Source organism: Thermococcus sp. (assembly GCF_027012695.1).
Lineage (GTDB): Archaea > Methanobacteriota_B > Thermococci > Thermococcales > Thermococcaceae > Thermococcus.
On record NZ_JALUYR010000144.1, the window covers coordinates 1 to 12,192 of the forward strand.

Genomic DNA, 12,192 nt, shown 5'->3' on the forward strand with positions numbered 1-12,192 from the left:
ATGAGAACTGAGGTCTGGGGGGAAGTCAATGGGAAGAACCCGGAGGCTTTTTCTTCTAACCCTTTTCCTTTTGATCTTGGTGAGCCAGCCCGCATCCTCTTTACCCTACTGGTTCAAGGAGGGAGTATACGCGAGGTACGTTTCCAGGTCGGATGGTGAAAATCCCTGGTTATGGGATTCGGTGTCCATCGCCGTGTCTCCCAACGGGACGGTGACCTATTACTGCCCCTACGTGGAATTCACGTGGCGCGTTCTGAACGTTTCTGACGGCAGGGCCTGGCTCGGCCTCGTGATTTCGGGGAAGAACTGCGCGAAGAGGGAGCGGAAAACGCTCGACGAAGAAACCGCCCGCCGGCTGCTGAGAGAGTACCAGGAGCGCTACAACTTCACCGGAGGAGAATGCAGGACAATCAAGCTTGAGGCCGGAAACGTGACCGTTTGCGAGGACAGTTACTCGGAGCGGATCGGAGGGAACTGGATGGCCCTCACCGTGGACGATGGAATGGGCCAGCTCTTAAACCAATCCCTCGGGCCGGAGAACTTCTCGAGGGGCGGACTGGTTGAACTCGACATGGAAACCGGCGAATTGCTATTGAACGGCACGCCCATAGGGCGGAACTTCCTCTGGGCCGAGAATCCTGCCAGCATCACCGGACTGGAGATAATGCCCGGTTTGAAAGTGGAGAGGGTGAAGGTGGTTAACTCCACGGTGGTTACCTACTACGGCGACTTCCACGCACCGCTTTATATGGCCTTCACCAGTCAGATGGCCTTTGAGGGTGGAATGGGAATGTGCGTTATTCTCTACGACGGCTCGAGCGGTCTTGCGATAGCGTTCTTCACGCCCATAAGCCCGCTGTGGAAGGCCCTGGGAATAGACACGGCAATGATTCAGGACACGGCGCTGGCAAAGGAGCACAGAGACGAGTTCAATGGTGGAGACAAGATGCCTCCCTTCGGCCTCGTCCTTGCTGAGACGAACGTTGATTTCACAAAACCCGCGAAGCTTCCGGAAGAGGGGCCCTCAAAGTCCGCCGTGGCGGCGGCAGTCGGAACGATCGTTCTCCTCACGCTACTCCTTGTCTGGAGGTGGAAGCGGTGAGGGAGATCCTCCGGTGGGAGCTGCGCTCTCCCCTCAACCTCGCGATGGTCTCCGGGGGCGCGGTTCTCATTGGACTGGTGATGAAGAGGTTCTATCTGACCTGGAACGCTACAATAAGACCCGGACCCTTCGGGCCCGATGTCCTGGGCAGTATCTTCCGCACCGCATTCACGGGGGACGTTTACCTGCTGCTCGCCCTCCTCGTGCCCTTCATCATGACACTGGCGGTCAGGCTGGAGAGGGATGAGGGGGTCGCGCTTTCTATCTACTCCCTCCCGGTCTCCAGGGCCGGCGTTCTCGCGTCCAAGTTCCTGGCGGTTTTTCTGACCCTCTTCGTGTTCCTTCTCTCCACCCACATCCTGATATTTGTCCTCCACTTCGCGGCCACCCCCGGAGCGGTAGTCGGGGTTCTCAGGATACATACCATCCCCATGGCGTTCTTTTACGCCTCGGTTCTCCTCTTCATGATCTCGGTCGCGGCGGTTGTTTCGATACTCTCGCCCAATGCCTACCTTTCCATCTTCGGGGGTTTCGTGGTGCTCTACCTCCCGAAATTCCTTGGTGCGGAGTGGTTCTGGTTCCTGAAGTGGGGAAAGGTTCTGACGGATTACCACCCGGCCACAATATCCCTCACAATGGATCCCATCTTTGGCATGGAGTTTCTCAGGACGTCGCTCCTGCCTGCCATCGTTCTTGCTGGACTTTACCTTGCAATAGGACACTGGAGGGACGTTAGATGAGGTTCCTGAGAACACTCCTCCTCACGCTCCTGATACTCTCGTTCCTGAGCCTCGGCCTGCAGTCCGGTCTGAAGCCCAGTGACGTTCACTATTCCCCCGCCTTCGTGTCGAAGGGGGACTCAACCGCGATTTACGTTTCGTCCATGGCATCCGTAAAGCTCTACGCCACCGGCAGCGGGGAGTTCTTCGTGAGGGATGTGCTCACAGGGGAGATCCTCTTCAGGGGAAGGGTCAGCGGGAACGGGGCCTTTGCGTTGATTTTTCCGCACCCCGGATTCTACGAGTTCAGCGGGAACTCGAGCAGGGGCATCACGATAACGATAACGCCCGTCGAGGTTGGCTTCCCCAGAGAACAGAAGAACGCACACCTCTGGGCTGCTGCTCTCTTCGGCGGTTTCCTGGTCCTGACCCTCCTCGGGGGTGTGAGGAAATGACTGTTATTCGGGCCGAGAACCTCCACAAGTACTTCGGTCCGATAAGGGCACTTCAGGGGGTGACCGTCGAGATCCCGGAGGGGCTAACCCTGATCCTCGGACCGAATGGAGGGGGCAAGAGCACCTTCATGAAGGTCGCCCTTGGCCTCTACAAACCAACGAAGGGCCGTGTGGAGCTTCTGGGAAAGGACCCCTGGAGACATCCTGAGGCCAGAAAAAACGTTGGAGTGGCCTTCGATCCGGGAAGATTCCCGAAGATGACAACGGGACGGGAGTGGCTTGAGTTCATCGCCAGGGGCAGAGGGGCTGGAACCGATGACATAGAGGATATCGCGCGGCTCTTCGGCATCCACGATGCCCTCGACAGGCGGATAGATGGCTACTCCTCGGGAATGCTCAAGAGGCTGAGCCTCGCACAGGCCTTCATAGGTAAACCCGAACTTATCTTCCTCGACGAACCCCTTGCCAACCTTGACTTTGAGAGCGTTGCCGAGATAGTGAAGATCGTGGATAGATGGAAGGAGAGCGGAAAGAGCTTCGTCATCATAAGCCACATATGGGAGCCCTTCGAGAAGCTGGCCGACTACGGCGTGGTCATCAGCGGTGGAAAGGTCTACCTGGCAGGACCCTTTGAGGACATATCTGGAGAAGTGGAGAAATTTTTCAGGCCGCCGTCTCTCACAGGCGGATGAACTTTCCCTTTCCTTCAACGCCTGGCGGCCGCTGGGCTCTTTTCAGCACCACGAACTCCCCGTAGTTCATGATCCTGGTGAAGCCCCTGTTTAAGTAGTAGCGGTATGCTTTAAGGTGGGGAAAGGTCACGATGTGGGCTTCCCTCCCAAGCTCCCCCAATCTCCTCACGGCAAAATCGAGCAGCTTGGAGCCATAGCCCCTGCCCCGGTGCTCCGGGCCGACCATGAGAAACTCTATTAGGCCGGTCCTCTCGTTTAGTATCCCCTCCGGAACTCACGGGATGTTCTTTCCGGTGAAGGTGTAGACGAGGGCCACCGTTCCAGCGATTTTCCCGCTCTCCTGGAGAATGTAGAGTTCGTCGAACTCTTCCCTGAGGCGGAACTCGAGGAACTGCTCGTAGACCCGCCTGAAGCCCTCAAAATCATCCGGAAAAGGCTTCTGCTCAACCCATTCGAGGGCGGGGTAGGAACCTCCGGTGCCCCTGTAAACGCTGAAAACAAACCTCAGGAGTTCCTCCTTCAGCTTCAGGAGGTTAGTCACTCTTTTGATTCCCATATCTGTCCCCCAAAGGTTATAACCTCCGGCGGCATAATAATCCTTCGGTGATAGTATGAACGAGCTTGAAGCCTTAGCCCTCGCCCTCGAGGTCGAGAAGACGGAGCTTAAGTTCTACATAAGGCTCGCAAGGAAGGCCCGTGATGAGAGGGCAAGGAAGATGTTCCTGTTCCTGGCCAGTGAGGAGGCCGAGCACTGGGACCTTTTCGAGGAGAGGTTCCTGGAAGAGGTTGTTGAGAAGTGCGAGCTTCCCGCGGTGGATAGGGAAATGCTGGAGAAGCTGATAGTCCAGACGGACGGGGAGAACCTCAGCGAGGTTGACGCGGTGAAAATAGGCATGGAGCAGGAAAAACTGACCTGGGAGTTCTACGAGAAAGCGGCAAAGGAGGCCGAGCACGACTCTGTTAGGAGGCTCTTCGAGGAGCTGGCGAAAATAGAGAAGGCACACTACGAACTTCTAAAGGCCCAGTACGATGCGATCATGAAGACGGGTATCTGGATGGACTACCAGGACTTCAGTCTTGAGGTGGACTGATCGGTGCGAATCCCTGTGCTATTCGACCAGTACGTTGACGAGCTTTATCTTTCTGCCAGTTTTTCTCTGTAGGATCTCTATTATCTCCGGATCGTTCACGTCGAGGATATTTTCGCCTTCGATGATGTTAAGGTGTGGTTCCGTGTTGACCTCGACCCGTGTCTCCCCCCCGAGGGAGAAGAGCTCCACGAGGCCTAATTTTTTGAGGATCAGCAGGTTTGAGTATAGTGTTGAGAAACTCATCGTCGGGAACTCCTTCTGAATCTCCTCGAGGAGGTCGTTGAGTGATGGGTGGCACTGTCCCATCTCCTCGAGAACATCTATCAGCTTGATCCGCTGGGGTGTGAGCTTGTAACCGCTCTCTTTCAACTTTTTCAGGGCCCTTTCCTTCCACATGATCAGAGTTCTCGCGCCGGTTTATAAGCCTTCCTTATTAGAAATAACTTCTAAACAGAAAAGTTTATTAAGTAGAAGCCACAACTAATAACTGGTGAAAACCATGTCGGAACACAACAGACGGCTCGTGGAAAGGGCCGGAATAGACGTTGAGAAGCTCCTAGAAATGCTGCTGAAAGCGGCCGCGGCGGAGTTCACAACATATTACTACTACACCATTCTGAGGAACCACGCCGCAGGTCTTGAGGGCGAGGCGATAAAGGAAATCATCGAGGATGCGCGCCTTGAGGACAGGAACCACTTCGAGGCCCTCGTGCCGAGGATTTACGAACTCGGTGGAAAGCTCCCGCGGGACATCGTGGACTTCTCAAAGATGGCCTGGTGCCGCGACGCCTACCTCCCTGAGGAGCCAACGGTAGAGAACCTCCTCAAGGTTCTCCTTGAGGCTGAGCGCTGCGCCGTTGGGGTCTACACGGAGATCTGCAACTACACGATGGGGAAGGATCCAAGGACCTATGACCTCTCCCTCGCCATTCTCCACGAGGAGATAGAGCACGAGGCCTGGTTCGAGGAGCTTTTGACGGGCAAGCCGAGCGGCCACTTCAGGAGGGGGAAGCCGGGCGAAAGCCCATTCGTCTCGAAGTTCCTTAGGTGAGGAAAGGTTATCTAGACTTAAGGAGTATGAACTGGAGGTGGTACCATGCTCGCGAAATACCCCTTTGAACTCCCAAAGGGGAGGCCCCTAACGAAGAGGGAGATAGCTCAGGCCCTCCGCTGGGCAATAGAGGCGGAGCTTGATGCCATAAGCTTCTACGAACAGCTGGCCGAGGGAATAGCCGATGAAAGGATAAAGAGCATCTTCCTAGATGTTGCCAATGAGGAGAAGGAACACTTTGGAGAGTTCCTCGCAGCACTCTTCGAGGTGGATGAAGAACTCGCGAAGTATATGAAGGAAGGCTTTGAAGAAGTTGAGGAAGAAACCGGAATAAAGGTCAATCTTTGATCATTTTTCTTTGTCCAATAGAAAGTGTTATTAGGGTGAAGGATACATACGATTAAGGTGATGTCCATGTCTGAACCGCTTGTTAAACACGCCTATGAAACCGAGAAGAAGGCCGCCTCAAGCTACACGGACGGTTTGAAGCTCATAAGGGGCCAGGGATTGAGGTACACGAAGGTTGAGGAGATCGTTGGGAGGATCGCGGTCGATACCGTGATACACAAGCACCTCATGGAGGCAATCCTCGAGGCGCAGAAGGAGCTTGAGAAGCTCTCCGGCGAAGGGCCGCTCTCGGAGGTTAAAGACGTCGAGCTTTCGCCGGAGCAGAGGGCACTCGTCAAGCGCTTCGCCGAGATGCACCTCGAGATAGAGAAGGACATGATCCAGACCTACGAAAAGATGGCCGAGAAGATGACCCATCCGCTCTTCAGGGGCATAGCAGAGGCCCTCGTTGAGAACGAGAGGGAGCACCACAGACTTTTAGCCGAGCTTATAGCGAAGTATCGTGAGTGATCATCCGAGAACCCTTAGGAGTATCCTCCACTCCGATTCGGTCCATGCCCCTCTCTCGGTTACGACTATGAGAGGCGTGTGGAAGAGCCTGGCGAGATCCCGGAGGAGAGCCAGGGTTTTTATCATGGATTCAAAGCCGTTGTAGACCTTGAGAACCTCCAGCCCCTCGATGACGATGGCTCCTTTCATTCCCTTTCGCGTCAGCTCCTGGAGGTACTCGGAGGCCCTCTGGGTTATCTGGTAGATGGCGGTGGGGGATATGGCCTCCTTCTGCTCCACTGAAGAGATCCTGTAGACGATCCAGCCGGTCCCGGGTTTCACGTTCCTGACGAATGCGAGAACGGGGATGTTCTCCAGTTTTTTCCTCAGTTTTTCAAACTCCCGGGGTGAAACTATGGTGACCTGGTTATCGAGCACCGGATCCCTTTTATCGGGCATCTGGACGGCTTCGATCCTTAAGAACTTCTCAGTGGAGACTAGCTGGTGGTAGGCGAACACCATAAACAGCGCCAGCGCGAATGATCCGTACACCACCGCCGAGTCGTTAAGGTTCCCATGGATGTAAAGGAAGGGATACACCATGCTCGAGACCCCGGCGGTGATCAAGGCCATCCCGAGGAGAACAGCCCTCCCCGTGTAATACTCCCTCAGGAATTCTATGAGCGTTCCTCCCCCGGCTATCAGAAGCAGACCCGAGGCAACGTAAGTTCCGCCGAAGTCGGTTCTGAGGGCGGTTTCCATCGCCCCGTACAGGAGGGGAACGAGCGGCAGCGAGAAGAGAAGTGCCTTTGGAGGCCCCCGTCCCCGCTCCTCCCGTATGAGCTCCATTATTCCAAATATCGTGGCTGATGTGGACACTCCCATCAGGAGCGGGTTCATGTTCATCTCCCCGATGGTTGTCCGCCCCAGGGGAAGGTTGCCACTGAGAACCCACCCGGCACCGAGAAGAAGGGCTGACCTGCGTCCCGTTCTCAGAAACGCCCTCAGGAACACGAGTCCGGTGATCAGTTTTACCGCGATTATGTAAGCGGTCGGTGCACTCATCACTATCCCCGTGGGTGTTTGAGATGAGAACGCATTGGAGAAATATAAACCTTTTTGTTAGGCTGAGAAGGAGACAAAGAATGAAATGTATTACGGCCCGACGTTCATCATCTGGCTGTACATGGCCCAGTCGAGGAGGAGTTCATACTCGGCCTTGAGGTTGTAGTAGTGGCCCCACTCCATGTCGCTGAGGTAGCGCATGAGCCTCTTCTTCTCCTCGGTATCAACCATCTTCTCCAGTTCTGCATAGAACTTCGCCGCTATCTCCTCGGCCTTCATGGCCCAGCGGATCAGATCAATTATGTCCTCAACCCCGTGGAGCTTCCTCGCGACCGGCTGAAGCTCCGGCCCAATGTGCTCCTTCGGGAAGACTATTTCCTTCCCCGGGAACATGCTGGAGTATATCCTCCTCAAAAGCTCCTCATGCTTCTTTTCCTCACCGGCGAGCCATTCTATCTTTTCCCTGAGCTCCCTGATGTCTATCCTCTCCGCGAGGCTCTCATAGAACTTCCTCGCCCCGATCTCGGCTTTAATGGCCATTCCCAGGAGTTCCTCGAGGGGGAAATCCCTTATCTTTTCAAGGGGAAGCCCCTCTTCAAGCTCCGGTGGAACCATCTTTATCACCCCACTCCTCGAGCAAAAGCCCGAGTTCGTTATACACCTCAACCCTCTTAAACCCTTCTTTTCGAAGGGTCTCCACTATGTCCCTCAGGATTTTCCTCTGGACGTTGATCGCTATGGCCTGGCAGAAGTGGCACTCCGGAGTTGAGCGGGCCATGAGTAGGAAAACCTGTACCCTGCTTTCCTCGACGGTCAGGCCATAGAGCAGACCCTCGTCCACTATATCAAGTCCCGTCTCGGGGTCCTTCACGGAGCGCAGAACCTCGACGACGCGCCTCACTTCGGGAGGGAGGTCCTCCCTGGGGCCTTTCTTCGGTTTTTTGGCGGGTCTTTTGAAGATGCCCAGAAGCCCCATCTCATGCCCGCTCCGTGCTTATGTCCTCCCATTTGTAGCCCTTTTTGTTTTCAAAAATGCCGACGATGTTGTTCTTGAGGTCGTAGATGTAGACGTTCTGGAACCTTACGAGGGCAAAACGCTCCATTATGTCGCCGATTATTTTCGAGTAGGCTATCGCACTCTCCCCTATTATGTTGTACTCGGCGTGGCTCTCGAAGTTGAGCCATATCTTGAGTGTATCTCCAGTTACCTCCAGGCCGGCTATAACTCCTGACTCGAGGATGTCTCCTCCCGTAACGGGATCGGTTATCTTGGCAAGCTCTTCCAGAACCGGTTTGTAATGTTCCGGCCACTCGCGGCCCGGCATGTACACCTTCATCGTTCTCACCGTTGTAAGTTGGGAGGCGCGGTTATAAGCCTTCCTGGGCAGAAGTGAGAACCTTTTTGAGTATTTTGGGTGAGGGAGAAAAAAGAAACTCACTCGAGCTGAACTTCGTTCTCCCAGAGGCCGTGAAGGTTGCAGTAGCTGAGGGCGTAGAGCTTGCCCTTCTTCTCTGTCTTGAAGAAGAACACCGCCCTTGGTTCGCTGAGCGGGTCGGTGTGGTTGGTGAACTCGGCCACGCCCACAAGTACCGGGAAGTTCTCTTCCTCCGGGTGGAACCAGAGCTGTATCCACGCTATGTGGTGCTCCGGGGTGTTCGGGTGCGGTATCTCCTTTCCAACGCTTACCTCGACCTTGACGAGGTTCCCGTCCTTCTCGTACTCTATAACGGGGACGTGCTTCTCCCCCTTCCAGTCTCCACTCCTTATGGTTCCGCTAAGCATCTCGACCACCTCACTCTATCTTCTCAAACATATCCTTGGGAGCGCCACAGAGGGGGCAGACCCAGTCGTCAGGAAGGTCCTCAAACCTGGTTCCCGGCGGGATGCCGCTGTCGGGATCCCCTTCGTCCTCATCGTAGATGTATCCGCAGACTATACACTTCCACTTCGCCATTCTCTTTCACCAGCCTAATGTTGTTAGGTCGTTCTTATAAGGTTTGTGGTTCAAACTTGAGAACCCAAAAACCGAAAGGGTCACTCAAAGACCACGAACTTTTCACCGGGGGTACCGCAGATCGGGCAGTAGTCCGGAACATCGTCAACGACCGTGTAGCCGCAGACAGGGCAGATGTAGACCCTTTCTATCTTAATGTCTTCTCCGGATTCGGCCTTCTCCTTAGCTTTCTTGTAAAGCTCCGCGTGTATCTTCTCGGCCTCTAGGGCGTAGTGGGTCGTTCTAACCGCGTCCTTCTCTCCCTGGAACTCGGCGGAGTTTTTGTAGACGGGATACATCTCCTCGACTTCGAAGGTTTCGCCCTTAATCCCGGCCTGGAGGTTTTCAGGCGTTTTGCCCAGGTTTCCAAGGGCCATGAAGTGGTTCTTCGCGTGGACAAACTCCGCGTAAGCGATGGCCCTGAAGAGCTTGGCTACCTTTGGAAAGCCCTCCTTCTCGGCCTGTTCCGCGAAAATGAGGTACCTCATGTGGGCCATGCTTTCGCCTGCGAATGCGTCCTCCAAAAACTTCCTGGTCATTTTTCTTTTCACTACCATTTCCCTGCCACCATACAAGGGGTTGCGATGGGATTTCGGTGTGGGATTATATAACGATTTCCAACCATAGTTTCACACGCTTGGGGAAGGGAATTGGAAATTAAAAACAAAGGTCAAAGCTTTTTCCCTTCGAAGAACTTCTCCACGAGGTCGAGTTTCGGCTCCCTTTTCCAGAGGGGCCTCTTGTCGTTCCAGTAAGCCGGGACCTGCTCTTCAAAGGTCGGCTTCTCGTTGACGTAGAACACTCCAAGCGGAAGCGGGTCGCTCTCCAGGGCGCGCCTAAAGGCGGTCTCCCTGTCAAGGGGCCCGTCATCCATCCAGTAGGTGTGCTCCCTGTACCAGGCGTAGGTGTTCACCCTGTTGAAGCTCACACAGGGGTGGAGTACATCAACTATCGCGAGGCCTTTATGCCTTATAGCGCGCTTTATTATCTCAACGCTCTCCCTGAAGTAGCCCATGAAGGTCCTCGCCACGAAGGATGCATCCATGGCCACCGCCAGTGCCACAGGGTTGAAGGGTTCCTCAAAGACTCCCCACGGCTGGGTCGGAGTTTTCATTCCCTTCATCGTCGTCGGGGATGCCTGTCCCTTGGTCAGGCCGTAGACCTGGTTGTCGTGGATGATGACCGTTATGTCGGGGTTCCTCCTGATGGCGTGCATGAGGTGGTTCCCGCCCTCGGCGTACATATCGCCGTCTCCGCCTTCCGCTATTACCGTCAGCTCAGGGTTCGCGGCCTTAACGCCCGTCGCTATCGGTATAGCCCTTCCGTGGAGGGTGTGGTAACCGTTGGCGTTGATGTAGTGGGGCATCTTTGCGGCTTGCCCGATTCCGCTAATTATCGCGACTTCACTGGGCTTCAGTCCAAGCTCCGCCAATGCCGAGATGAGTATGTTCCTTATGCCGAAGTTTCCACATCCCGGACACCAGGCGATGTCTTTGCTACCGGGCCTCTTCGGCTCGAAGAGCTCCCTGCCAGTTGGAAGGCTGACGTTCATTCTACCACCTCCCTGAGGACATCAAGAACCTCCTCCACAGAGAAGGGCCTCCCGTCGTACTTCAGAACCCTGTGGTCGGCCTTAACGCCGAGTTCCTTCCAGAGCAAATCCGCGAACTGACCGGTTACGTTGTTCTCCACAACAATCACCTTTTTACCCTCGAAGAACTTCTTCGTTTCCGGGTTTAGAGGATAAACCCAGCTAAAATGCAGGTGAGCAACCTTCTCATTTCCCAGTTTTTCAAGGGCCTCCTCAACGACGTGGAAGGTTGAACCCCAGCTCACCACGAGGTATTCCGCCTTTTCATCGCCGATGAGCTCTGGTAGGGGCGCGTTCCTCTTTATGGTCTCGAGCTTCCTGATAGCTCTCTTCTCCTGCATCTTTACAGTTAGCTCCGCATCTTCGGTTATGTCGCCCCACTCGTCGTGCTCGTTTCCGTTGGCTATCACCACCTCTTCACCGTAGCCCGGAATAGCCCTCGGCGAGATTCCGTCCTCGGTCAGCTCGTATCTCCTATAGCCCGGCTTCGCCTCGACGATGTGGCGCTCGAACTTCACCTTACTAACGTCCGGCGCGGGGAGGTTGTAGTAGGTATCCACAAAGTACTGGTCGGTTAGGATTATCACGGGCACCTGGTATTTATCAGCTAAGTTGAAGGCTTCAGCCGTGAGGTAGAAGGCCTCCTCAAGGCTTCCCGGAGCTAAAATTATCCTCGGAAAGTCACCGTGGCCTGCGTAGAGGACGAGGTTTAAATCACCCTGCATGGTCCTCGTCGGCAGGCCCGTTGCCGGCCCGGGCCTCTGGGCGAGGTGAATCACGACCGGATTCTCGGCCATTCCCGCCAAACTTATCGCCTCGCTCATGAGGGCAAAGCCTCCCCCTGAGGTGCTTGTCATTGCCCTCGCCCCGGCGTACCAGGCTCCCAGGGCCATGGTTATTGCAGAAATCTCGTCCTCAACCTGCTCGACCACTATTTCGAAGTCCTCTGCATGCTGGGCCGCGAAGGTGGAAACGCCAGTTGAGGGGCTCATCGGGTAGAAACTGAGGAAGTTCATTCCGCCTGCTAAGGCGCCTATTCCTACTGCCTCCGTTCCCGTTAGGAGAACCTCGTCCCTAACTTTTTCGTCCCTCTCGATGTGGATTTCTATCGTTCCTTCTTCGCAGAGCTTAACTCCAAGTTCATAGCCTTTCTTGGCGGCTTCGATGTTCTTCTTCACGACGTTCTCGCCCTTTCCTCCAAAGCGCTTCCCTATGTATTCCTCTACCGCCTCGAAATCACCGTGGAAGAGGCCGACTATAAGGCCTGCCGCCGTCGTGTTGAGGTATAGCTGACTGCCGGTTTCGAGGGCCATCTTTGTGAGCGGAACCTCAACGAGGTTCACCCTTCCGAGAAAGCTCTCCTCGACGTTTTCTTTTTCGCCGAGAACCACAGTGTTCTCGCTCAGCCTGTCCTCCACCCAGCTTAGAACTCCCTGCTTGAAAGGAACCAGGATGTCTATCCTCTTCACGAAGGCCCTCACAGGCTTCGATGAGACCCTTATCTCGGTGGTGTTAATCCCGCCTCGAATCCTCGACATATACTCCTTGTTCGCGTAGACGTGGTAGCCGGACTTCTTGAGAGCGTGGGTCAGTAT

At 55.0% G+C, this 12,192-nt stretch carries 20 protein-coding genes; 8 read left to right on the forward strand and 12 right to left on the reverse strand.

What is annotated here, in order from left to right:
• Positions 1-181: 181 nt before the first annotated feature.
• From MV985_RS09585 to MV985_RS09600, 4 genes are read left to right on the forward strand one after another with little or no spacing between them, the layout of a single operon-like run.
• Entirely contained in the window at positions 182-1,102 is a 921-nt protein-coding gene (locus tag MV985_RS09585) for a hypothetical protein (RefSeq protein WP_297465729.1), read from the forward strand.
• Positions 1,099-1,842, forward strand: coding sequence for an ABC transporter permease (locus MV985_RS09590; protein WP_297465732.1), 744 nt, complete (start codon positions 1,099-1,101; stop codon positions 1,840-1,842). Before MV985_RS09585 ends, MV985_RS09590 begins: the two co-directional genes overlap by 4 nt.
• Positions 1,839-2,276 carry a hypothetical protein gene (locus tag MV985_RS09595; RefSeq protein WP_297465734.1) on the forward strand — a complete coding sequence of 146 codons (438 nt, stop codon included), beginning with the start codon at positions 1,839-1,841 and terminating at the stop codon, positions 2,274-2,276. Before MV985_RS09590 ends, MV985_RS09595 begins: the two co-directional genes overlap by 4 nt.
• Complete coding sequence (locus tag MV985_RS09600) at positions 2,273-2,968, forward strand: ABC transporter ATP-binding protein (protein ID WP_297465736.1); 696 nt, start codon at positions 2,273-2,275, stop codon at positions 2,966-2,968. Before MV985_RS09595 ends, MV985_RS09600 begins: the two co-directional genes overlap by 4 nt.
• Here the strand turns inward: MV985_RS09600 and MV985_RS10180 are convergent.
• On the reverse strand, positions 2,955-3,230 hold the full coding sequence (locus MV985_RS10180; RefSeq protein ID WP_366085417.1) for a GNAT family N-acetyltransferase: 276 nt from the start codon (positions 3,228-3,230) through the stop codon (positions 2,955-2,957). The two genes, MV985_RS09600 and MV985_RS10180, sit on opposite strands and share 14 nt — an antisense overlap.
• A gap of 12 nt (positions 3,231-3,242) precedes the next feature.
• Entirely contained in the window at positions 3,243-3,524 is a 282-nt protein-coding gene (locus MV985_RS10185; protein WP_366085415.1) for a hypothetical protein, read from the reverse strand.
• A gap of 55 nt (positions 3,525-3,579) precedes the next feature.
• On the opposite strand from MV985_RS10185, the gene MV985_RS09610 reads away from it, so the two are divergent.
• On the forward strand, positions 3,580-4,059 hold the full coding sequence (locus MV985_RS09610) for a ferritin family protein (protein ID WP_297465738.1): 480 nt from the start codon (positions 3,580-3,582) through the stop codon (positions 4,057-4,059).
• An 18-nt stretch (positions 4,060-4,077) separates the two neighbouring features.
• On the opposite strand, the gene MV985_RS09615 is transcribed toward MV985_RS09610, so the two are convergent.
• Entirely contained in the window at positions 4,078-4,455 is a 378-nt protein-coding gene (locus tag MV985_RS09615; protein ID WP_297465740.1) for a Fur family transcriptional regulator, read from the reverse strand.
• 103 nt (positions 4,456-4,558) lie between these two features.
• Here MV985_RS09615 and dps point away from each other — a divergent pair, with 103 nt between their 5' ends.
• Genes dps through MV985_RS09630 form a run of 3 tightly spaced genes read left to right on the forward strand, consistent with a single transcriptional unit; the run spans position 4,559 to position 5,968 of the window.
• On the forward strand, positions 4,559-5,110 hold the full coding sequence (dps, locus tag MV985_RS09620) for a DNA protection during starvation protein (protein ID WP_297465761.1): 552 nt from the start codon (positions 4,559-4,561) through the stop codon (positions 5,108-5,110).
• A 45-nt stretch (positions 5,111-5,155) separates the two neighbouring features.
• The gene (locus MV985_RS09625) at positions 5,156-5,458 is read left to right on the forward strand and encodes a ferritin family protein (protein ID WP_297465742.1); all 303 of its coding nucleotides are present in this window, start codon (positions 5,156-5,158) and stop codon (positions 5,456-5,458) included.
• 60 nt (positions 5,459-5,518) lie between these two features.
• A complete protein-coding gene (locus tag MV985_RS09630; RefSeq protein ID WP_297465745.1) occupies positions 5,519-5,968 on the forward strand; it encodes a ferritin family protein in 450 nt (149 codons plus the stop codon).
• On the opposite strand, the gene MV985_RS09635 is transcribed toward MV985_RS09630, so the two are convergent.
• From MV985_RS09635 to MV985_RS09675, 9 genes are all read right to left on the reverse strand, one after another.
• Positions 5,969-7,012, reverse strand: a complete 1,044-nt coding sequence (locus tag MV985_RS09635; protein WP_297465747.1) for a DUF835 domain-containing protein — start codon at positions 7,010-7,012, stop codon at positions 5,969-5,971. It lies immediately after the preceding gene.
• A gap of 90 nt (positions 7,013-7,102) precedes the next feature.
• Complete coding sequence (locus tag MV985_RS09640; protein ID WP_297465748.1) at positions 7,103-7,627, reverse strand: ferritin family protein; 525 nt, start codon at positions 7,625-7,627, stop codon at positions 7,103-7,105.
• On the reverse strand, positions 7,608-7,988 hold the full coding sequence (locus tag MV985_RS09645; protein WP_297465750.1) for an iron-sulfur cluster assembly protein: 381 nt from the start codon (positions 7,986-7,988) through the stop codon (positions 7,608-7,610). Before MV985_RS09645 ends, MV985_RS09640 begins: the two co-directional genes overlap by 20 nt.
• A gap of 1 nt (position 7,989) precedes the next feature.
• Positions 7,990-8,349 carry an iron-sulfur cluster assembly protein gene (locus MV985_RS09650; protein ID WP_297465763.1) on the reverse strand — a complete coding sequence of 120 codons (360 nt, stop codon included), beginning with the start codon at positions 8,347-8,349 and terminating at the stop codon, positions 7,990-7,992.
• A gap of 98 nt (positions 8,350-8,447) precedes the next feature.
• The gene (locus tag MV985_RS09655; protein ID WP_297465751.1) at positions 8,448-8,795 is read right to left on the reverse strand and encodes a desulfoferrodoxin family protein; all 348 of its coding nucleotides are present in this window, start codon (positions 8,793-8,795) and stop codon (positions 8,448-8,450) included.
• A 10-nt stretch (positions 8,796-8,805) separates the two neighbouring features.
• Positions 8,806-8,967, reverse strand: a complete 162-nt coding sequence (gene rd, locus MV985_RS09660) for a rubredoxin (RefSeq protein ID WP_297465753.1) — start codon at positions 8,965-8,967, stop codon at positions 8,806-8,808.
• Between the two features lie 80 nt (positions 8,968-9,047).
• On the reverse strand, positions 9,048-9,563 hold the full coding sequence (locus MV985_RS09665) for a rubrerythrin family protein (RefSeq protein ID WP_297465755.1): 516 nt from the start codon (positions 9,561-9,563) through the stop codon (positions 9,048-9,050).
• 113 nt (positions 9,564-9,676) lie between these two features.
• A complete protein-coding gene (locus MV985_RS09670) occupies positions 9,677-10,558 on the reverse strand; it encodes a thiamine pyrophosphate-dependent enzyme (RefSeq protein ID WP_297465757.1) in 882 nt (293 codons plus the stop codon).
• Positions 10,555-12,192: 2-oxoacid:acceptor oxidoreductase subunit alpha (locus tag MV985_RS09675; RefSeq protein ID WP_297465759.1), on the reverse strand; the 1,638-nt coding region annotated here is incomplete at its 5' end. The genes MV985_RS09670 and MV985_RS09675, both read right to left, overlap by 4 nt.

What these genes read in the sequence shown, in the direction of transcription:
- MV985_RS09595 (WP_297465734.1), top strand. Translation starts at nt 1,839, where the DNA reads ATGAGGTTCCTGAGAACACTCCTCCTCACGCTCCTGATACTCTCGTTC.
- MV985_RS09600 (WP_297465736.1), top strand. Translation starts at nt 2,273, where the DNA reads ATGACTGTTATTCGGGCCGAGAACCTCCACAAGTACTTCGGTCCGATA.
- MV985_RS10185 (WP_366085415.1), bottom strand. Translation starts at nt 3,524, where the DNA reads ATGGGAATCAAAAGAGTGACTAACCTCCTGAAGCTGAAGGAGGAACTC.
- MV985_RS09610 (WP_297465738.1), top strand. Translation starts at nt 3,580, where the DNA reads ATGAACGAGCTTGAAGCCTTAGCCCTCGCCCTCGAGGTCGAGAAGACG.
- MV985_RS09615 (WP_297465740.1), bottom strand. Translation starts at nt 4,455, where the DNA reads ATGTGGAAGGAAAGGGCCCTGAAAAAGTTGAAAGAGAGCGGTTACAAG.
- dps (WP_297465761.1), top strand. Translation starts at nt 4,559, where the DNA reads ATGTCGGAACACAACAGACGGCTCGTGGAAAGGGCCGGAATAGACGTT.
- MV985_RS09625 (WP_297465742.1), top strand. Translation starts at nt 5,156, where the DNA reads ATGCTCGCGAAATACCCCTTTGAACTCCCAAAGGGGAGGCCCCTAACG.
- MV985_RS09630 (WP_297465745.1), top strand. Translation starts at nt 5,519, where the DNA reads ATGTCCATGTCTGAACCGCTTGTTAAACACGCCTATGAAACCGAGAAG.
- MV985_RS09635 (WP_297465747.1), bottom strand. Translation starts at nt 7,012, where the DNA reads ATGAGTGCACCGACCGCTTACATAATCGCGGTAAAACTGATCACCGGA.
- MV985_RS09640 (WP_297465748.1), bottom strand. Translation starts at nt 7,627, where the DNA reads ATGGTTCCACCGGAGCTTGAAGAGGGGCTTCCCCTTGAAAAGATAAGG.
- MV985_RS09645 (WP_297465750.1), bottom strand. Translation starts at nt 7,988, where the DNA reads ATGGGGCTTCTGGGCATCTTCAAAAGACCCGCCAAAAAACCGAAGAAA.
- MV985_RS09650 (WP_297465763.1), bottom strand. Translation starts at nt 8,349, where the DNA reads ATGAAGGTGTACATGCCGGGCCGCGAGTGGCCGGAACATTACAAACCG.
- MV985_RS09655 (WP_297465751.1), bottom strand. Translation starts at nt 8,795, where the DNA reads ATGCTTAGCGGAACCATAAGGAGTGGAGACTGGAAGGGGGAGAAGCAC.
- rd (WP_297465753.1), bottom strand. Translation starts at nt 8,967, where the DNA reads ATGGCGAAGTGGAAGTGTATAGTCTGCGGATACATCTACGATGAGGAC.
- MV985_RS09665 (WP_297465755.1), bottom strand. Translation starts at nt 9,563, where the DNA reads ATGGTAGTGAAAAGAAAAATGACCAGGAAGTTTTTGGAGGACGCATTC.
- MV985_RS09670 (WP_297465757.1), bottom strand. Translation starts at nt 10,558, where the DNA reads ATGAACGTCAGCCTTCCAACTGGCAGGGAGCTCTTCGAGCCGAAGAGG.